The sequence below is a fragment of the Rhizobium sp. 862_C5_N1_2 genome (assembly GCF_051811205.1).
In the GTDB taxonomy this organism is placed as follows: domain Bacteria; phylum Pseudomonadota; class Alphaproteobacteria; order Rhizobiales; family Rhizobiaceae; genus Rhizobium; species Rhizobium leguminosarum.
This window is the reverse complement of sequence record NZ_JBPWPT010000001.1, coordinates 4,137,424-4,157,232: the sequence shown is the minus strand read 5'-3', so window position 1 is coordinate 4,157,232 and position 19,809 is coordinate 4,137,424. Positions and strand designations below refer to the sequence as shown.

The 19,809-nt window shown below is 61.4% G+C and carries 19 protein-coding genes and 1 riboswitch; of the genes, 11 read left to right on the top strand and 8 right to left on the bottom strand.

The annotated features are described in order from the left end of the window. Positions 1-6: 6 nt before the first annotated feature. The 4 genes from ACD590_RS20545 to ACD590_RS20530 all read right to left on the bottom strand — a co-directional run bounded on the left by ACD590_RS20545 (position 7) and on the right by ACD590_RS20530 (position 3,188). Complete coding sequence (locus tag ACD590_RS20545) at positions 7-819, bottom strand: ABC transporter ATP-binding protein (protein WP_028734241.1); 813 nt, start codon at positions 817-819, stop codon at positions 7-9. Next, positions 816-1,622, bottom strand: coding sequence for an ABC transporter permease (locus ACD590_RS20540; protein ID WP_018243847.1), 807 nt, complete (start codon positions 1,620-1,622; stop codon positions 816-818). Before ACD590_RS20540 ends, ACD590_RS20545 begins: the two co-directional genes overlap by 4 nt. Positions 1,623-1,634: 12 nt before the next feature. Then, positions 1,635-2,243 carry a YkoF family thiamine/hydroxymethylpyrimidine-binding protein gene (locus tag ACD590_RS20535; RefSeq protein ID WP_427148365.1) on the bottom strand — a complete coding sequence of 203 codons (609 nt, stop codon included), beginning with the start codon at positions 2,241-2,243 and terminating at the stop codon, positions 1,635-1,637. Beyond that, positions 2,234-2,347: riboswitch (TPP riboswitch) on the bottom strand. Its footprint overlaps the gene before it by 10 nt. 244 nt (positions 2,348-2,591) lie before the next feature. Continuing rightward, positions 2,592-3,188 (bottom strand): NADPH-dependent FMN reductase, encoded by a 597-nt coding sequence (locus ACD590_RS20530; RefSeq protein WP_028734244.1) that lies wholly within the window; start codon positions 3,186-3,188, stop codon positions 2,592-2,594. An 83-nt stretch (positions 3,189-3,271) separates the two neighbouring features. Between ACD590_RS20530 and soxR the strand changes: the two genes are divergently transcribed. The 10 genes from soxR (at position 3,272) to ACD590_RS20480 (ending at position 14,073) form a co-directional block, all read left to right on the top strand. Further along, a complete protein-coding gene (soxR, locus tag ACD590_RS20525) occupies positions 3,272-3,736 on the top strand; it encodes a redox-sensitive transcriptional activator SoxR (RefSeq protein ID WP_017995352.1) in 465 nt (154 codons plus the stop codon). Positions 3,737-3,887: 151 nt separating this feature from the next. Continuing rightward, the gene (locus tag ACD590_RS20520; protein ID WP_018517248.1) at positions 3,888-4,658 is read left to right on the top strand and encodes an SDR family NAD(P)-dependent oxidoreductase; all 771 of its coding nucleotides are present in this window, start codon (positions 3,888-3,890) and stop codon (positions 4,656-4,658) included. Positions 4,659-4,764: 106 nt separating this feature from the next. Continuing rightward, complete coding sequence (locus tag ACD590_RS20515) at positions 4,765-5,106, top strand: ArsR/SmtB family transcription factor (RefSeq protein ID WP_018069028.1); 342 nt, start codon at positions 4,765-4,767, stop codon at positions 5,104-5,106. 78 nt (positions 5,107-5,184) lie between these two features. Next, a complete protein-coding gene (locus tag ACD590_RS20510) occupies positions 5,185-6,078 on the top strand; it encodes a LysR family transcriptional regulator (RefSeq protein ID WP_003543441.1) in 894 nt (297 codons plus the stop codon). 135 nt (positions 6,079-6,213) lie between these two features. Further along, positions 6,214-6,693, top strand: a complete 480-nt coding sequence (locus tag ACD590_RS20505; RefSeq protein ID WP_064649762.1) for a formate dehydrogenase subunit gamma — start codon at positions 6,214-6,216, stop codon at positions 6,691-6,693. Continuing rightward, the gene (locus ACD590_RS20500) at positions 6,690-8,246 is read left to right on the top strand and encodes a formate dehydrogenase beta subunit (RefSeq protein ID WP_047620336.1); all 1,557 of its coding nucleotides are present in this window, start codon (positions 6,690-6,692) and stop codon (positions 8,244-8,246) included. The genes ACD590_RS20505 and ACD590_RS20500 overlap by 4 nt, the downstream gene beginning before the upstream one ends. A gap of 57 nt (positions 8,247-8,303) precedes the next feature. Beyond that, on the top strand, positions 8,304-11,183 hold the full coding sequence (fdhF, locus tag ACD590_RS20495) for a formate dehydrogenase subunit alpha (protein ID WP_439003256.1): 2,880 nt from the start codon (positions 8,304-8,306) through the stop codon (positions 11,181-11,183). 37 nt (positions 11,184-11,220) lie between these two features. Further along, positions 11,221-12,045 carry a formate dehydrogenase accessory sulfurtransferase FdhD gene (fdhD, locus tag ACD590_RS20490; RefSeq protein ID WP_439003255.1) on the top strand — a complete coding sequence of 275 codons (825 nt, stop codon included), beginning with the start codon at positions 11,221-11,223 and terminating at the stop codon, positions 12,043-12,045. Further along, a complete protein-coding gene (locus ACD590_RS20485) occupies positions 12,035-12,271 on the top strand; it encodes a formate dehydrogenase subunit delta (protein WP_018448151.1) in 237 nt (78 codons plus the stop codon). The genes fdhD and ACD590_RS20485 overlap by 11 nt, the downstream gene beginning before the upstream one ends. A gap of 143 nt (positions 12,272-12,414) precedes the next feature. Next, on the top strand, positions 12,415-14,073 hold the full coding sequence (locus tag ACD590_RS20480; protein ID WP_065276380.1) for an OFA family MFS transporter: 1,659 nt from the start codon (positions 12,415-12,417) through the stop codon (positions 14,071-14,073). 119 nt (positions 14,074-14,192) lie between these two features. On the opposite strand, the gene ACD590_RS20475 is transcribed toward ACD590_RS20480, so the two are convergent. The 4 genes from ACD590_RS20475 to rocF all read right to left on the bottom strand — a co-directional run bounded on the left by ACD590_RS20475 (position 14,193) and on the right by rocF (position 19,231). Next, positions 14,193-15,953 (bottom strand): methyl-accepting chemotaxis protein, encoded by a 1,761-nt coding sequence (locus tag ACD590_RS20475; RefSeq protein WP_439003254.1) that lies wholly within the window; start codon positions 15,951-15,953, stop codon positions 14,193-14,195. A gap of 292 nt (positions 15,954-16,245) precedes the next feature. Next, positions 16,246-16,722 (bottom strand): chemotaxis protein CheW, encoded by a 477-nt coding sequence (locus ACD590_RS20470; protein WP_003543427.1) that lies wholly within the window; start codon positions 16,720-16,722, stop codon positions 16,246-16,248. Positions 16,723-17,019: 297 nt separating this feature from the next. Then, entirely contained in the window at positions 17,020-18,219 is a 1,200-nt protein-coding gene (gene rocD / locus ACD590_RS20465; protein WP_439003253.1) for an ornithine--oxo-acid transaminase, read from the bottom strand. A 76-nt stretch (positions 18,220-18,295) separates the two neighbouring features. Continuing rightward, positions 18,296-19,231 carry an arginase gene (rocF, locus tag ACD590_RS20460; protein ID WP_130718093.1) on the bottom strand — a complete coding sequence of 312 codons (936 nt, stop codon included), beginning with the start codon at positions 19,229-19,231 and terminating at the stop codon, positions 18,296-18,298. Positions 19,232-19,355: 124 nt separating this feature from the next. Between rocF and ACD590_RS20455 the strand changes: the two genes are divergently transcribed. Continuing rightward, positions 19,356-19,793: an Lrp/AsnC family transcriptional regulator gene (locus ACD590_RS20455; RefSeq protein ID WP_439003252.1), complete on the top strand. Its 438-nt coding sequence runs from the start codon at positions 19,356-19,358 to the stop codon at positions 19,791-19,793. Positions 19,794-19,809 lie beyond the last annotated feature (16 nt).

The following is a 19,809-nucleotide window of genomic DNA, read 5'->3' as shown; positions in this document are numbered from 1 at the left end:
CATGCTCTAACTCTTTAAATCAGAACAGGATTCAGATTTGAGGCCGACCGGCCTAAAATCATCCTGTTCTAGCGGATGAAGCAGGGTTTGCAGGATTTCGGTTTCGATCGCCTGGGCCGCCGGCGAGCCGAGATCGGCAATGCTTCTCGGGCGGGGCAGGGGAACGCGGAATTCGCGGATGATACGCGCCGGACGGGCCGAAAGCACGTAGATACGGTCGGAGAGGAACACGGCCTCGCGAACATCATGGGTGATCAGCAGCGCCGTCCAACGGTGTTCGGTCCACATGCCCTGCAGCCATTCCTGGATCTGCGTGCGCGTCAGCGCGTCCAGCGCGCCGAAAGGCTCGTCGAGCAGCAGCATGTCCTGGGTCTGGACGACGGTGCGCAGCAGCGCGGCGCGCTGGCGCATGCCGCCTGACAGTTCGGAGGGATAGTGGTGTTCGAAGCCGGCAAGGCCGAAGCTCTCGAACAGCGGCGCGACGGCGGCGCGGGCCGCGCGGCGGCTCATGCCTTTCACCTCGAGACCGAGTGCCGCATTGTCGATGATCCGGCGCCAGGGCATCAGCGCATCGCGTTGCGGCATGAAGGCGAAGGAATGCGGCGCCTGTTCCAGCGGCACGCCCTTAAAAAGCATGGTGCCGGCATCGGGGCGCAGTGCCTGGGTCAGCAGTCGCAGCACCGTCGATTTTCCGGAGCCGGAGGGGCCGACGATCGAAACGAACTCGCCGTCTGCGACGGCGAGCGAAATATCGCCGAGCACCTTCATGCCGTCGAAGGACTTCGAGATATTGTGCAGTTCAACCATTGTATCGCTCATCGGCGCCGCTCCGCGGTTGGCTGCCAGGGCATGACGAGGCGCTGGATCAATAGCGTCGCTCCGAAGAGGCAGAGTGTCAGAACGGCGCTGATGACGACGGCGGCGAGCACGAGATCGGGACGGAAATTGTTCTTGGCGTTGAGGATATAGATGCCGAGGCCGCGGGCGGCGCCGGCATATTCGGCAAAGATCGCGCCGACGACGGCATAGGTGATCGAGATCCGCAGGCCGGCGAAGAAATAGGGCAGCGAGGAGGGAAGCCGTGCCAGGCGGAAAATGCGCCAGCGGCTCGCCTTCATCGAATTCAGCAATTCGGCGATGTCGCGGTCAGTCGATTCATAGCCCTGCAGCAAGGCGACGAGCAGCGGGAAGAAGGTGACGAGCGCCACCAGCAGGATCTTCGGCAACAGGCCGAAGCCGAACCAGAGGACGACGAGGGGCGCGATCGCCACCAGCGGCAGGGTCTGGCTGGCGATGAAGATCGGCAGCAATGCCCGGCGCATGAAGGGCACGAAATCCATGAGGATCGAGGCGGCGAAGGCGAAGGCCAGCGACAGCGCGAAACCTCCGAGTGTCGCGCCGAGCGTCGGCCAGGTGTTTGATATCAGCGCCTCGCGGTTCAGCCAGCCCTGGATGACGATGCGCGAAGGCGCCGGCAGGATGGAAGGTTTGATACCGGAAAGATCGACATAGAGTTCCCATGCCGCCAAAAAGACGCAGCCGGCCAGCAAGGCGGGTATGCCCCGGTAGAGAGCGGCGCGGAGCGCGGCAAGGCGCGAAGCCGATGGTTGTGGCAGTGTCATCAGCGTTCGATTTCAGGCTTTCGTCGGGCTATTGGCAGACGCCGTGATGTCGAGGGTAACATGTCCCTCGGGGTCGCCGAAGCGATAGAAGGCCTCACGAATGGTTGCGAAGACGGCACCGGCATCGCCAGAAAGCCTGGTGCAGAAATTCTTGGCACGGTCGAAGGTGCCAGAGCGCTTCAGGAAGTCGATGCAGCCATAAATCTCGTCCATATGGGTACCGGTTCCCATGACGTAGAGCGAGAATTGCGCAGCGGTCGGCTGGCCGGTCTCGGTGGTGGTTTCAACGGCGGCAAGTGCGGCTGTTATGCGCTCGGCAAGCGGCTCCGCCTGACCGAGGGAGGGGTTGACGCCGCAGATGACGTCGTCGGGCTCGCCGGGGCAGCCACGTGAAACGGTGGCGGAAAGGACGCAATGCTCGCCGGTCTTCGCAGCGGCAACAAATAGATCGTGCATGGCGGCGAAGAGAATGTCAGGCGGGCCGACCAGCAGTGTGGAGATGTCATCGGTCTCGATGCGCAGCCGGTCGCGATAAGGATCGAGCGCCTTGACGGCATCAAGAATGATGCCGACGAAATTGCCGGACATCGGATAGAGTGACACCTGTGCGCCTGAGAACATCTGAACCTCGCTCCGCTGGCATTACCCAGATCAGCTTTGAAGGGTCCAGAGGCTTGCACCTCACATCTCAGCCCCGGCGATACGGAGCTCCCCTGTTATTGGCGCGGAAACTATCACCGGGGTTTCCTCCCCGCAACAGCAAAATTGCGAACCCGTCTGCGCGGTCGGGATGGACCTGATGCGACGGGAAACACCCGGACGGAGGTCCTGTCCGGGTGTTCCCAATGGTTCCGTACCTGCCGGGAACGGAACCGGAGCTCTCTGCCTCAGGCGGCTAGCGCATAACCCCGAAAATCGGAATCGATTTTCGGAAAGGATTATGCGCAGATTCAAAGTAATAGAGCGTCCTTAGCGCGTCCGAAAAGACGCGCGGCGCTCTGTGTCGGTATAGGGACGATCGCTGCGGGCAGTGACGAGCGCCTGCGTCCACCATTCCAGCCTCGCCATCATCCGATCGAGCAAACGCATTGCGTCGGCGGGATTGTCGAGCCGCCCGTCTGTGTCGAAGCGGTTCCAAGGTGCGGCAAAGCTGACCGAATCGCGGATCGTCACGGCGTGGAGTTCGGCAAAGACGAGCCGCAGCTGTTCGACGGCGCGCAGGCCGCCAGATATGCCGCCATAGGAAACGAAGGCGACCGGCTTGCCCTGCCAGGGCTCGAAGAAGAAATCGATGATCGACTTCAACGAGGCGGTGAAGCTGTGATTGTATTCCGGCGTGACGATGATGAAGGCGTCGGCCATGCCAAGCCGTCCGGCGAGCCTGTCGATTTCGGGGTGCGTCATGTCACGGTTGGCCGGCAGCGCGAAATCCAGCGGGTCGATGATGTCGATATCAAATTGCGGGAAGCGGACGAGCTCCTGCGTCAGCCATTTGACCACCCGGTCGCAGATGCGGCCCTCTCTCGTGCTCCCGTAGATGACAGCCAGCCTGGTGGGTGTTTTCACGCGTCGCTCCTTGTTGCGATTGGACTTTACGATTGCAGGAGCCAAGGTTATAAAACCTCAACTAATATTGAGGTCAAGAGGTGATGGATACAATTCCTGCGGCGCCGCTCGGCAAGCTTCTGACGGTCGGTGAAGTGGCAGAGCGCAGCGGCCTGGCCGTCTCGGCGCTGCATTTTTACGAGACCAAGGGGCTGATCTCGAGCATCCGCTCCCGCGGCAACCAGCGGCGCTATGGCCGCGATGTGCTTCGCCGGCTCGGCATCATCAAGGTGGCGCAGCGTGTTGGCATTCCGCTTTCGGAAATCCAGGCGGCGTTCGAGTCCCTGCCGCAGGGACGCACGCCGACCGTCGCCGACTGGCAGACGCTGTCGGCGCGCTGGAAGGATGATCTCGACGCGCGAATCAGGCGGCTTAGCCTGCTGCGCGACCGTCTGACAGGTTGCATCGGCTGCGGCTGCCTGTCGATCGAAAGCTGTCCGTTGCGCAATCCCTGCGACCGGCTCGGCAAGGAGGGGCCAGGCGCGCGGCTTCTGGAGACCGAAAACTAAAAGGCTGGAACTTCTTGGGAAGAGCAGTTTCCGGGGTGAGACCAAGTCTCTCCCGGGAAAGATCGATGCGCGCCTTTCTTTCGGTCGGCGTGCTCATATGTTAAGGGCGAGTGACGCAACCGGCGGCACTGTCCGCGAGGAGGACGGCTTCGTGTTTCATCCCAGACTGTTCGAAAATCGCAATGTGGTCGTGACCGGCGCCGGTCGCGGCATCGGCCTTGAAGTGGCCCGGCAGTTCCTGGACTGCGGCGCGAAAGTAATCGTCCATACCGGGCGCAAGCCGGGACGCGACCTCCCGGATTTCCTGCTGACGGCTGAATCTGAAAGACGGGCGCTGCTGCTGCATGCCGATTTCTCCGCAGTCGGTGGCGCAGCGCAATTTGCTGAAGATGCTCTCGCCTTCTTCGACAGGGTCGATGTGCTCGTCAACAATGCCGGTACCATGCTTGGCCGTTTTCCCGCTGCCACGCTCACCGACGCAGAATATGAGGCGGTCGTGCGGCTCAACCAGACATCGGTGGTGGCGCTGACACGCGCGCTGCTGCCGGCATTGAAGGCGGCTGAAGGCGCTGCCATCGTCAACACGGTTTCGATTTCGGCGCTGACCGGCGGCAGCCCCGGCTCCTCGATCTATTCGGCTTCGAAAGCCTTCGTTGCGACCTATTCCAAGGCGCTTGCCCGTGAGCTTGCACCGGACGGAATCCGCGTCAATTGCGTGTCACCGGGAACGATCGAGACGGAATTCCATGAGCGCTATTCCTCCCGCGAAAAGCTGGAACAGACGAGAAAATCCATCCCCCTGCAGCGGCTCGGCACGGCGGAGGACTGCGCTCCCGCCTATCTGTTCCTGGCGGCTCCCTCGCTCTCGGGCTACATCACCGGACAGGTGATCGAGATCAACGGCGGTCAGCTTATCTGCTGATTTGTTTGGACCTTTTTTGGCATTTCATCACTTTTGACCAATTCGCTTGTGCGAATATGCTATTGTGCTGATCTACCTCATCGCCTCCCTTCCGAGATAATACCGAATGCCGTTGCCCAAACCCGAGCCGGGGATGACCGGCCAGGAATTGCACAAACTCGCTGGAAAAGCCCACGAAGCGAGCGATCTGCTGAAAGCGCTAGCGCACCAGACCCGACTTCTGATCCTCTGCATACTGGCGAACGAGGAGCGGACGGTGAGTGAAATCGAGAACATCCTCGGCATACAGCAGGCAATGGTCTCGCAGCAGTTGGCGCGTTTAAGGCTCGAAGGCCTGGTCCATACGCGCCGTCAGGGCAGGCTGGTCTATTACAGCATCGGCAATGTCAGCGTGCTTGCTTTCCTCGAATCGCTGTTCGATCTTTTTCCGGCTGCAGAAAACAGTTAGCGATCGCCCTTGCGGAGCACGGCTGCTGCGTCAAAGATGAACTGACCCGGATGATGTCATGCCGGATCGGGAGACCGGATGATCGACAAGCTGGAATTCTTCATCGCCCTTGCCAATGAAAAGCATTTTGGCCGCGCCGCGGAGGAGTGCGGGATCTCGCAGCCGACGCTTTCGGCTGCCATCCGGCAGCTCGAGGATCAGCTTGGCGTCATGCTGGTGCAGCGCGGTTCGCGGTTCCAGGGGCTGACGCCGGAAGGGCAGCGCGTGCTCGAATGGGCGCGACGCATCGTCGGCGATGCCCGCACCATGCGCGAAGAGATGCGCGCCGCGCGCCGCGGCCTTTCCGGCCACATCCGCCTCGCTGCTATTCCGACCGCGCTCGCCATGCTTTCGCGCATCACCACGCCTTTTCAGGAGCGGCATCCCGGCGTGACCTTTTCGATCGTCTCGCGGAATTCGCTGCAGGTGCTGAGCATGCTCGAAAACCTCGAAATCGATGCCGGCATCACCTATCTCGAAAACGAGCCGCTCGGCCGCGTCACGACCGTTCCCCTCTATGCCGAGCGCTATAATCTGATCACGGCTGCAGGCAGTCCGCTATCCGATCGCGACAACGTGACCTGGCGGGAGATCGGCGATCTTCGGCTTTGTCTATTGACTGCCGACATGCAGAACCGTCGGATCATCAACCGCCACTTGACGGAAGCGGGCGCCACAGCGCATCCGACGCTCGAATCCAACTCGATGATCGTGCTGTTCTCGCATGTCAGGACTGGACGCTGGGCGAGCATCATGCCGCGCAATGTGGCCAAATCCTTTGGATTTCCAGTGGAAATCCGCATGATCCCGATCGTCGAGCCGGAGGCGCATCATCTGGTCGGCCTTGTTGCGCCTTATCGCGAGCCCTTTACGCCGCTTGTATCGGCCTTGCTGCACGAGGCGAGGGTGCTCGTGCAAGACGAAGAACTCTGATAGAAAAAACCTATCAAGCAACGAGATAGCTTTATTGATCACCGGCTGCTTCCCTGAAATGGTAGTTGCGGAATAGCACTCGGCCGGGGGAGGCCCGCTATTCCGCAACGAGCAAGCCGCCGGGAGGGCTGCCTTATGACCATTCATATCGCCGAAGGCGATATTGCAGCGCGCACCCGAGCCATCGTCGCCGATCTTCGATTTCTCGAAGGGCCGCTGCTTCCCATTCTGCACGAGGTTCAGCAGGAATTCGGCTATGTGCCGCAGGAAGCCATGCCCGTCATCGCGGAGGAATTGAACCTCTCGCGTGCCGAGGTGCATGGCGTGGTGACCTTCTATCACGATTATCGCGACCATCCCGCCGGCCGGCACGTGCTGAAGCTCTGTCGCGCCGAAGCCTGTCAGTCGATGGGTGGCGATGCGCTGGCCGAACGCGTCAAGGCGCTGCTCGGCATTGATTTTCATCAGACGACGCTCGATGGCGGCGTGACGCTGGAGCCGGTCTACTGTCTCGGGCTCTGCGCCTGCGCGCCGGCGGTGATGCTTGACGGCGAGCTCTATGGCCGGGTCGACGATCAGACGGCGGCGGAACTCGTCGCGGAGGTACGTCGATGACGGTGAGGATATATGTTCCGCGCGATGCCGCAGCGCTGGCGCTCGGGGCCGAAAAGGTGGCAAAGGCGATTGCCCAGGAGATCGCCGCCCGCGGCTTCGATGCCGAGATCGTGCGCAACGGCTCGCGCGGAATGTTCTGGCTGGAGCCACTGGTCGAGATCGAGGTAGCCGGAAAGCGCATCGGTTATGGACCCGTGAAGTCCAAGGATGTGGCTGATCTGTTCGATGCCGGGATGATTGATGGAGGCGAGCATCGACTCTGTCTAGGGGAGGTTGAAGACCTCCCGTTCCTCAAGGAGCAAACTCGCCTGACCTTCGCCCGTTGCGGCGTCACCGATCCGCTTTCGCTGGCGGATTACGAGGCGCATGGCGGTCTTGCCGGCCTTCGCCGCGCCGTTTCGATGACATCAGCCGAAATCGTCAAGGAAGTCACCGATTCCGGCCTGCGCGGACGCGGCGGCGCCGGCTTTCCCACGGGCATCAAGTGGAAGACCGTTCTCGATGCCGCCGGCGAACGCAAATATATCGTCTGCAATGCCGATGAGGGCGACAGCGGCACTTTTGCCGACCGGATGATCATGGAGGGCGATCCCTTCGTGTTGATCGAGGGCATGGCGATATCAGGGCTGGCGACCGGGGCGACCAAGGGTTTCGTCTATACGCGTTCGGAATATCCGCATGCGATCGCTGTCATGACCGAGGCCGTCGGCCTCGCGCGCCAGGCCGGTATCCTCGGACCATCGGTGCTCGGATCCGGCCGCGCCTTCGATATCGAGGTGCGCACCGGCGCCGGCGCCTATGTCTGCGGTGAGGAGACGGCGCTGCTGAACAGCCTCGAGGGCAAGCGCGGCATCGTGCGCGCCAAGCCGCCGCTGCCGGCGCATAAGGGGCTGTTTAACTGTCCGACCGTCATCAACAACGTGATCTCGCTGGCTTCGGTGCCCGTTATCATGGAAAAGGGTGCGGCCTTCTACCGCGATTTCGGCATGGGCCGCTCACGCGGCACCATCCCGCTGCAGATTGCCGGCAATGTCAGATATGGCGGCCTCTTTGAGACGGCCTTTGGTCTTTCGCTCGGAGATATCGTCGACAAGATCGGTGGCGGTACAGTGACGGGACGGCCGGTCAAAGCCGTGCAGGTCGGCGGACCGCTCGGCGCCTATTTCCCGCGGGCGCTGTTCGACACGCCGTTCGATTACGAATCCTTCGCCGCCAAGGACGGGCTTATCGGCCATGCCGGCATCGTCGTTTTCGACGACACGGCCGATATGCTGAAGCAGGCGCGTTTCGCGATGGAATTCTGCGCCGTCGAAAGCTGCGGCAAGTGCACGCCCTGCCGCATCGGCTCGACGCGCGGCGTCGAGACGGCCGATAAGATCGCCCGCGGTATCGAGCCGGAGAAGAACCGGGTGCTGCTTGCCGATCTCTGCAACACGATGAAGTTCGGCTCGCTCTGTGCGCTGGGTGGTTTCACGCCCTATCCCGTCATGAGCGCCATGACGCATTTCCCGGAGGATTTTTCGCCGGCACCTCTGGTGGAGGCGGCGGAATGACGAGTTTTTCATGGAACGCCTGCGCTGACGTCACCATCTCAAGCAAGGAGACCAATCATGTCTCTCATCCATGAAATCGACTACGGCACCCCTGCTTCGAAGTCCGAGGCCATGGTGACGCTCACCATCGACGGACAGCAGATCAGCGTGCCGGAGGGCACCTCCATCATGCGCGCCTCGATGGAGGCCGGCATCAAGGTGCCGAAGCTCTGTGCCACCGATATGGTCGACGCTTTCGGCTCCTGCCGGCTCTGCCTCGTCGAGATCGAGGGTCGCAACGGCACACCCTCCTCCTGCACGACGCCGGTGGCGGCAAACATGGTGGTGCACACGCAGACGGGGCGGCTGAAGGATATCCGCCGCGGCGTGATGGAACTCTATATTTCCGACCATCCGCTCGACTGTCTCACCTGCGCGGCCAACGGCGATTGCGAATTGCAGGACATGGCGGGCGCCGTCGGCCTGCGCGATGTGCGCTACGGCTATGAGGGCGACAACCACGTCAAGGCGCGCAGCAATGGCGACATCAATCTGAAATGGATGCCGAAGGACGAATCCAATCCCTACTTCACCTATGATCCCTCCAAGTGCATCGTCTGTTCGCGTTGCGTGCGCGCCTGCGAGGAAGTGCAGGGCACCTTCGCGCTGACGATCGAGGGCCGTGGCTTCGGCTCACGCGTTTCGCCCGGCATGCACGAGCATTTCATCGATTCCGAATGCGTGTCCTGCGGCGCCTGCGTCCAGGCCTGCCCGACGGCGACGCTGACGGAGAAATCGGTGATCCAGATCGGCCAGCCGGAGCATTCAGCCGTGACCACCTGCGCCTATTGCGGCGTCGGCTGTTCTTTCAAGGCGGAGATGCGCGGCGAGGAACTGGTGCGCATGGTGCCGTGGAAGGACGGTCAGGCCAATCGCGGCCATTCCTGCGTCAAGGGCCGCTTCGCCTATGGCTATTCCACCCACAAGGACCGCATCCTCAATCCGATGATCCGCGAAAAGGTCAGCGATCCCTGGCGGGAAGTCAGCTGGGACGAAGCCTTCGCGCATGTGGCGATGGAGTTCCGCCGCATCCAGTATCAATACGGCCGCGAGGCGATTGGCGGCATCACCTCGTCGCGTTGCACCAATGAGGAAACTTATCTGGTGCAGAAGCTGATCCGCGCCGGCTTCGGCAACAACAATGTCGATACCTGCGCCCGCGTCTGCCATTCGCCGACCGGCTACGGCCTCGGCCAGACGTTCGGCACGTCGGCGGGCACGCAGGATTTCGACAGCGTCGAGCATTCGGATGTCGTCGTCGTCATCGGCGCCAACCCGACCGACGGGCATCCGGTGTTCGGCTCGCGGCTGAAGAAGCGGCTGCGCCAAGGCGCCAAGCTCATCGTCATCGATCCGCGCCGCACCGATATCGTCCGCTCGCCGCATATCGAGGCCTCGTATCACCTGCCGCTGAAGCCCGGCACCAATGTCGCGGTCATGACGGCGCTGGCGCATGTGATCGTCACCGAAGGCCTCTTTGACGAGGTGTTCATCCGCGAGCGCTGCGACTGGTCGGAGTTCGAGGATTGGGCGGCCTTTGTCGCCGAACCGCAGCACAGTCCCGAGCAGACCGAGATCTTCACCGGCGTGCCGGCGGCGGATCTGCGCGGCGCGGCAAGGCTCTATGCCAAGGGCGGCAATGGTGCGATCTATTACGGCCTCGGCGTCACCGAACACAGCCAGGGCTCGACCACGGTCATCGCGATCGCCAACCTGGCGATGGCGACCGGCAATATCGGCCGTCCCGGCGTCGGCGTGAACCCACTGCGCGGCCAGAACAATGTGCAGGGCTCCTGCGACATGGGTTCCTTCCCGCACGAACTGCCGGGCTACCGGCACATTTCCGACGATGCGACGCGTGACATCTTCGAAAAGCTCTGGGGCGTGAAGCTCAACAACGAGCCAGGCCTGCGTATTCCGAACATGCTGGATGCGGCAGTCGACGGCTCCTTCAAGGGCATCTACATCCAGGGTGAAGACATCCTGCAGTCCGATCCCGATACCAAACATGTCGCGGCGGGGCTTGCGGCGATGGAATGCGTCGTCGTGCAGGATCTGTTCCTCAACGAGACCGCCAATTACGCCCATGTCTTCCTGCCGGGCTCGACCTTCCTGGAGAAGGACGGCACCTTCACCAATGCGGAGCGCCGCATCAACCGCGTGCGCAAGGTGATGTCGCCGCGCAACGGCTATGGCGACTGGGAAGTGACGCAGAAGCTTGCCCAGGCGATGGGGCTCGACTGGCATTATACCCATCCGTCGGAGATCATGGACGAGATCGCTGCGACGACGCCGAGTTTCGCGATGGTCTCCTACGACTATCTCGATAAAATGGGCTCGGTGCAGTGGCCCTGCAACGAGAAGAACCCGCTCGGCTCGCCGATCATGCATGTCAATGGCTTCGTGCGCGGCAAGGGCAAGTTCATCCGCACCGAATATGTAGCGACCGACGAGCGTACCGGCCCGCGCTTCCCGCTGCTGCTGACAACCGGCCGCATCCTCAGCCAGTACAATGTCGGGGCGCAGACGCGGCGGACCGAGAATGTCATCTGGCACGCGGAAGACCGGCTGGAAATCCATCCACACGATGCCGAGCAGCGCGGCGTTCGCGATGGCGACTGGGTGAAACTCGGCAGCCGCTCCGGCGACACGACGCTCAGGGCGCTGATCACCGATCGCGTCGCGCCGGGTGTCGTTTATACGACCTTTCATCATCCCAATACGCAGGCGAACGTCATCACCACCGATTTCTCCGACTGGGCGACGAACTGCCCGGAATACAAGGTGACGGCGGTGCAGGTCTCGCCCTCCAACGGGCCGAGTGAATGGCAGCTGGAATATGACGAGCAGGCGCGGCAATCACGCCGCATCGCTGGCAAGCTCGAGGCAGCGGAGTGACGATGCGGGGGCGGCTCGGTAAGCAGGAACGCGCATTATGACCTTCACCGTCACTGCCCATGCGCCCGAAACCGCCCGCCGCAACGGCATTATGCACACCAGCTCTCGCATCGTGCCGGAAGAGGTGCCGATCGCCTTTTCCTACGGCGGCAGTTCGCATGCGGTGATGATGGCAACACCTGCGGATCTCGAGGATTTTGCCCTCGGATTCAGTCTGACCGAAGGGATCATTGCCGGGCCGGCGGAGATATCGGGCGTCGAGGTCATCGAGGGTGAGCAGGGGATCGATGTGCAGGTGAGCCTGGTCGACGATGTCGCCGATCGGCTGCGGGCACGGCGCCGCAGCATGGCGGGGCCGGTCGGCTGCGGGCTCTGCGGCATCGAATCGATCGAACAGGCGGTACGGCCGGTGCCTGATGTTTCGACATCGCCGCTGGCGCTGTCGCATGCGGATATCGTCCGCGCCGTTTCGCTTCTGAACGAGGCACAGCCGCTGCATCGTGAGACACGGGCGGTGCATGGCGCCGGGTTCTATCTTCCCGGCAGAGGGCTGATTGCCGTGCGCGAAGATGTCGGCCGGCACAATGCGCTGGACAAGCTCTGCGGCGCCGTCATCCGCGCCAGTGAAAGAGGCGGCGACGGCGCCGTCGTCGTCACCAGCCGGCTTTCCGTCGAGATGGTGCAGAAGGCGGCGATCCTCGGCAGCCCTGTGCTTATCGCCATTTCCGCGCCCACGGCTCTCGCCATCCGCACGGCCGAAGAGGCCGGCATGACGCTCGTCGCGCTGGTGCGCGGCGAGGATTTCGAGATCTTCACTCACCCGCACCGCATCTCGCCCGGAAGCATTGCCGATGTCGCATGATACCAAAACCAAGCTCGTCTATATGGCAAACCAGATCGCCACCTTCTTCAAGAGCCAGCCGGAAAGCGAGGCCGCGCAGGGGGTCGCCACCCATATCAACAAATTCTGGGACCCGCGCATGCGGCGGCAGTTGTTCGAAATTCTAGAGAATGAGGAAAACGGCCTGGATGCACTCGTGCTTCAGGCCGTTCCTCTTATCCGAAAGCCGGAGCCGGTAACACACTAGAGCGCGTTCCTCGCGCTTTAGGTATTTATTTCAATGCTTTAGTTCAAAAAAAGCGAGGATCGGTCCGTGCGGGAGGAAAGGCAGGAGCAACCTGCCTGCGCAAAAGCTGAAATCAAAGCAGATTTGTATCAAGGAGGATTTTCATGACCGCAGCGGAAAGACGGACAGATGGGGCGTTGGCGGGGGTAGGCCTGCTCGATCGTGAAAGGATCATCGCAAGGCCCGGGTTCAATCGGTGGCTGGTGCCGCCGGCAGCGCTCGCCATCCATCTCTGCATCGGCATGGCCTATGGTTTCAGCGTCTTCTGGCTGCCGCTTTCCAAGTCGCTCGGAATCACGGCCTCGACGGCCTGCCCCGATCTGACACTCGCCTCGGCGCTGTTCACCACGACCTGCGACTGGCGTGTTGCCGACCTCGGCTGGATCTATACGCTGTTCTTCGTTCTGCTTGGTTCGTCCGCCGCCATCTGGGGCGGCTGGCTCGAGCGCGCCGGTCCGCGCAAGGCGGGCGTCGTTTCCGCTTGCTGCTGGTGCGGCGGCATCATTCTTGCCGCCATCGGCGTCATCACTCATCAGCTCTGGATGATGTGGCTCGGTGCCGGCGTCATCGGCGGCATCGGTCTCGGCCTCGGTTACATCTCGCCGGTCTCGACACTGATCAAGTGGTTTCCCGACCGGCGCGGCATGGCGACCGGCATGGCGATCATGGGCTTCGGCGGCGGTGCGATGATCGGCGCCCCATTGGCCAACCTGCTGATGAATACTTTTAAGACCGACAGTTCGGTCGGCGTCTGGCAGACCTTCATCGTCATGGCGGCGATCTATTTCGTCTTCATGATGGGCGGTGCCTTCGGCTACCGCATTCCGCCGGCTGGCTGGCGTCCCGAGGGTTGGACGCCGCCTGTGGCCAAGAGCACGATGATTACCACCAAACATGTGCACCTGCGCGATGCCCACAAGACTAAGCAGTTCTGGCTGATCTGGGCCGTGCTTTGCCTCAACGTTTCGGCCGGTATCGGCGTTCTCGGCATGGCCTCGCCGATGCTGCAGGAAATCTTCGCCGGCTCGCTGATCGGCCTGCCGGACGTCGGCTTCGCCCAGCTCGACGCGGGTCAGAAGGCATCGATCGCCACGATCGCCGCCGGTTTTGCCGGTTTGCTGTCGCTCTTCAACATCGGCGGACGGTTCTTCTGGGCGTCGCTGTCCGACAAGATCGGCCGCAAGAATACCTATTATTGCTTCTTCGTCCTCGGCATCGTGCTCTATGCGCTGGCGCCCACCTTCGCGGGCATGGGCAACAAGGCGCTGTTCGTTCTTTCCTTCGGCATCATCCTGTCGATGTATGGTGGCGGCTTCGCGACCATACCGGCCTATCTTGCCGATATTTTCGGCACCCAGTTCGTCGGCGCCATCCACGGCCGGCTGCTGACCGCCTGGGCAACGGCCGGCATCGTCGGTCCCGTCGTCGTCAACTATATCCGCGAAGCGCAGATCGCCGCCGGCGTCGCGCCCGGTCCAACCCTCTATACCGGCACCATGTATATCCTCGCCGGCATGCTGGCGCTCGGGCTCATTGCCAATTCGCTGATCAGGCCGCTTTCGGACAAGTGGTTCATGTCCGATGGCGAGGTCGCTGCGCTGCAGGCGAAGTCGGCGGCCGTCAATGCCGGCCCGACGGGTTCCTTCGGCATCGGCACAGGCGGGCTGGATGCCAAGGCGATGCTTGCCTGGGCCGTCGTCGGCGTGCCGTTGCTCTGGGGTGTCTGGGTGACGCTGCGGGCGACTTTGGCGCTGTTCGGCTGAGCCATCAAAGGGCGTCGCATGGGTGTTCATACGACGCGTTTATCTTCGTAGACGGCGCAATCTGATCAAAGTGCCGCCTGGCGGCGGCACAGTAACATGACGATGTGCGGAGACTGGGATCAGAACTCTTCCCAGCTCTGGGCGGTTGCCGCGGCGGCGCCCTGCGCCTTTGCGACACGTGAAACAAGATGCAGCGCCGGTGAGCCCGCCTGTCTTGCATCATGCCTGCCTGTGGTCTGGATCTGGCCTGGCAAACGGAACCTCGTCAGCAGGACACGCAGCGTTTCGGCCTCTCTCGCAAGGCTGTGGCTGGCAGCGGTGCTCTCCTCGACCATGGCGGCATTCTGCTGAGTTGCCTGATCCAGCGTATTGACAGCCTGGTTGATTTCCTTGAGGCCGGTTGCCTGCTCCCTGGAGGCTTCGACGATGGCGACGACGTTGCCGTCGATATCGCCGACCTGGGTGACGATCTCCTCGAGCGCTTTACCGGTTTGGCCGACGAGGCCGACGCCGTTCCTGACATGCTCGCCCGACGTGTTGATCAGCGCCTTGATCTCCTTGGCGGCGGTGGCGGAGCGCTGGGCGAGCTCGCGGACCTCCTGGGCCACCACAGCGAAGCCCTTGCCGGCCTCGCCGGCGCGGGCCGCTTCGACGCCGGCATTCAATGCCAGGAGGTTGGTCTGGAAGGCGATATCGTCGATGACGCCGATGATGTTGGTGATTTCGCGGGAGGACTGTTCGATCTGGCCCATGGCGGCGACGGCATTGCGGACCACGATACCGGATTGCTCGGCGCCCTGCTTGGTCATGGCGACGAGGCGGCCGGCCTCATCGGCGCGACGGCTGGAATCGTTGACGGTGGTGGTGATCTCTTCCAGGGCGGCTGCGGTTTCTTCGATGGATGCGGCTTGCTGTTCCGTCCGCTTGGAGAAGGAGTCTGCCGATGCGCCAATCTCGCGTGAGCCGGAGGCGATCGCGCTGGCATTCTCGCCGATCGTCTTCATCGTCTCGGCAAGACCTTTGATTGCGGTGTTGAAATCGTGCCGCAACTGTTCCATCGACGGGACGAAGGGCGTGTCTACCGTCCGTGTCAGATCACCTTCGGACAGCTGGCGTAGCGCGCCACCAAGCAGAGAAATCGCGCTCATGCGTTGGGTGACGTCGGTTGCGAACTTCACGACCTTGTAGACCTTGCCGTCGGCATCGACGATCGGGTTATAGGCAGCCTGGATCCAGATTTCGCGGCCGCCCTTGCCGAAACGGACGAATTCGTTGGCGATGAATTCGCCGTTGGCCAGACGGCGCCAGAAGCTGCCGTAATCCTCGGTGCTGACATAGGCCGGATCGCAGAAGATGCTGTGATGCTTGCCGGTGATCTCGGCCAGGGAATATCCCATGGCATTGCAGAAATTCTCATTCGCGGTCAGGATGTCGCCCTTCGGGTTGAATTCGATCACCGCCTGCGAGCGCGAGATCGCCTCCAGCTTGCCGGAATCCTCCACCGCCTGCTTCTTGGCGGCAGTGATGTCGGCCGCGAATTTCACCACCTTGAATGGCTTGCCGCCCTTGAGAACAGGATTGTAGGAAGCCTGGATCCATATCTCTTTGTTGCCCTTGGCGAGACGCTTGTAAGCACCGGCATCATATTCGCCGCGCCCGAGCCGTGCCCAGAAGGCACGATATTCAGGCGTTGCCGTATAGGCCGGCTCGCAGAACATGCTGTGATGCTTGCCGACGATCTCGCTCAGGCGATAACCAAGTGCATTGCAGAAATTCTCGTTCGCCGTGAGGATATTTCCCTTGAGGTCGAATTCGATAATCGCCTGCGATTTGGAAATGGCATTGAGAATATATTTCGAATCGGAAGATAGACCAAACATTCCCGTCCCTCTGAAATGCACAGTTTTCTGCTGCTTCGTCTGGTAAGGCGAAGCCGATCGGACAAGGAATGCCGGTGATGAGAAGACAGACAGTACTGGTTGTCATTCCCAGATTGGCGGAAAACGTGTCATCCTTGAGTATCCCATGATGACGGAACGTGGTTAATTTCCGGTATAGAAGCTGTTTCTAATCAAAAGCGCCAAGGCGGATGGTGGCGGCCGAGGCTTGCTCGCGATGCGCAACAAAAAACCGCCCGGGTGGGCGGTTTTTATTGAGAATTATATTGGCCGATCAGGCCGCCAGTTCATCCGTCTCGTTTTCCTTGAACATCTTGGCGAGGTTCAGGAAGCAGATCATGCCGTTTTCCGAGGCAATGATGCCTTCGCAATAAGCGCGGTCGAAGGAGGCGGTCACTTCGGGCACCGGCTGGACCTGGCTGGAGGAGATGGTGAGGATATCCGAGACGCGGTCGACAAGCATGCCGATGACCATGCTGTGAACTTCGGCGACGACGATGGCGCTGCGCTCATTGGCGACCGTGCTTTTCATGCCGAGTTTGAAAGCAAGATCGATGATCGGGATCACCGAGCCGCGCAGGTTCATGACACCGATGACATCGGCCGGCGCATGCGGGATCGGCGTCGACGGCGCCCAGCCGCGGATTTCGCGGATGGTCGTGGTCTTGACGCAGAATTCCTGATCATGCAGGCGGAAGGCAATAATTTCGAGCGTATCGCCGCTGAAGTTAGTCGAATTGATCGTGGCCATTAGAATTCTTCCCAACTATCGTAAGCCAGGGCAGAAGCGGATGCGCCACCATTGGCGCGGCCAAGCTTTGCCTTCATACCACGCGATGGCTTTGCGCTCGGCGAAGCATCGTTACGGTTATCGACGACATTAGCGAAAGAGTGTTGCCCAAATCTAAATCGGGAGACGCGATTGCGAAGGTTTTTAATCTCGGATGAAAACCAGGCGGTTTTGCTGTCGATCTCTTCCAGCCGATCTCTGGCTTTCGGGATCTTCCATGCATATTCGAGATCGTGAAGAAGAATTGCGCCGATTTACTTAGCCTATCGTCTTCTCAATCTGCGAGACTGCCCAATCCACCTGCTCTTTGGTGATGACCAGCGGCGGAGCGAGGCGAATTGTGTGGTCGTGGGTATCCTTGGCGAGAAGGCCGCGCTCTTTCAGGGCATGGCAATATTGCCGTGCGCCGCCGGCTTCGGGTTCCAGTTCGATGGCCATCATCAGGCCACGGCCGCGCACGTCCCTGACGATGTTCGAGCGGATCGACCCGAGGCCTTCGAGGAAGTAGTCGCCCATGACAGCGGCGTTCTCGATCATGCCCTCTTCCGTCAGCACCTTGAGCGCGGCACGCGCTACTGCGCAGGCGAGTGGATTGCCGCCGAAGGTCGAGCCGTGTTGGCCGGGCTGCAGCACGCCCAGAACTTCGGAATTCGAAAGCACGGCCGACACGGGATAGAAGCCGCCGGACAGCGCCTTGCCGATCAGCGTCACGTCGGCCTCGATGCCTTCGTGCTCCTCCGCCAGCAGCTTGCCGGTACGGCCGAGGCCGGTCTGGATCTCGTCGAGGATGAGGGTGACGTTGTTTGCCGTGCAGAGTTCGCGGATGCGGGTGAAATAACCTGCCGGCGGAATGATGACGCCGGCTTCCCCTTGAATCGGCTCGATCAGGGCGGCCACCGTATTGGCATTGATTGCGGCGGCGAAAGCCTCGGCATCGCCGAAGGGAATGATGCGGAAGCCTGGCGTATAGGGACCGAAGCCGGCGCGGGCTTCGGGATCGGTGGAGAAACTGATGATGCTCAGCGTCCGACCATGGAAATTATCAGCGCAGACGATGATCTCCGCCTTGCCTTCCGGCACGCCCTTGACCTCGTATCCCCATTTGCGCACCGCCTTGATGGCGGTCTCCACCGCTTCGGCGCCGGAATTCATCGGCAGGATCTTGTGGGAGCCGGTGAGAACCGCAAGCTCTTCGTAGAGATAGGCGAGCTGGTCGTTGCGGAAGGCGCGGGAAGTGAGCGTCAGCCTGCCCGCCTGCTCGACCATGGCGGCGAGGATTTTCGGATGACAATGGCCCTGGTTGACGGCGGAATAGGCCGAGAGGCAATCGAGATAACGGTTGCCGTCGGTATCCCAGACATAAACACCTTCGCCACGCGTCAGCACCACGTCGAGCGGCTTGTAGTTATGGGCGCCGAGCCGTTGTTCCGTGGCGATCAGTTTTTCCGAAGTGTTCATGGCCGTTCTCCCTCTAGTATTATTTCAACGCATGTCGCTATCGCAAAACCGCTGCACACTTTTGCCTGACATGCTCTTATGCGGCGCGTGTCGGGCGATCGAAGATGCGGCGGCCGAAGAGGCTTGCCGTCAGCTCCACCAGGATGCGGGCGCTCTTGCCGCGATCGTCGAGAAACGGATTGAGTTCGACGAGATCGAGCGACGAGACGAGGCCGCTGTCCGAGAGCATTTCCATCACCAGATGCGCCTCGCGAAAAGTCGCGCCACCCGGGACCGTCGTGCCGACACCGGGAGCGATCTCGGGATCGAGGAAATCGAGGTCGAGGCTGACGTGCAGCAGGCCGTTTGCCCTGGTCACGACATCGAGGATCTCACGCATGATGGCGCCGATGCCCTGCTCGTCGATCGCGCGCATGTCGAAGACATTGACACCGTGTTCGTGGATTTCCTCGCGCTCGCGCGCATCGACCGAACGGATGCCGACCTGGAAGACATTCTTTGGATCGACGAACGGACGTCCCTTCGGCAGGATCTCGGCGAACTCCGCCTCGCCACAGAAGAAGGCGACAGGCATGCCGTGAATATTGCCGGACGGCGACGTGGCCGGAGAATTGAAATCGGCATGGGCATCAAGCCAGAGGACGAAGAGCGGGCGGTCTTTGCTGGCGGCATAGCGGGCCATGCCGGAAACGCTGCCCATGGAAAGGCTGTGGTCGCCGCCGAGAATCAGTGGAAAACGGCCGGAGGCGGCCACGTCGTGGACGCTACTTTCAAGGGCGCGCGTGAAGGCGCCGACGATCCTCAGATTATGGGCCTTCGGGTGGTTCGGCAGATCCATCGCCGGCACGATCCTGAGATCGCCGATATCGGCGACGTCATGGCCAAGCTCGATCAGCGTCTGGTCGACGCCGGCAATGCGCAGGGCCGCTGGGCCCATGGCAGCCCCTCTGCGGCCGGAGCCTTCTTCCAGCGGCGCGCCGATGAGGGTGACAGATCGCGATTGGGTATTCATTTTGGAGGGCTCCGTGTTGAGGCCTGTTTCGGCCGATAGTGGGATAAAGGGCTGGCGGCAAAAAGATGGAAAAGTGTCAGAAATGGACTATGATTGCGCAGATTGATAAACCTATTTTGACAAAGTGATCAGCGTGGATGATCTCGACACTGAACTTCTGAGTGCACTTCGCCATAACGCCCGGATTTCCGTCTCTTCGCTTGCGGCAATGACGGGTGCATCACGGGCAACGGTTGCCGCCCGGATCGACCGGCTGGTCGCCAGCGGCACCATCGTCGGCTTCACCATCCGCACCGGTCATGAGACGCGGTCCGCCGGCGTGCGCGCCATCGTCATGATCGAGGTGCTCGGCAAGCTCGCCGACAGGGTGGCCGATCAGTTGAGGGGCCTACCGCAGGTGCGGGCGCTTCACAGCACCAACGGCAAATGGGATTTCGTCGCCGAACTCGAGGATCGCGACCTTGCTGCCTTCGACGAGACGCTGCACCGGATCCGGCTGATCAATGGCATCAATTCGACCGAGACCAACATCCTTCTCAAGACAAGCAAAACGGGTTTCTAGAGCAATTTCCAGGAAA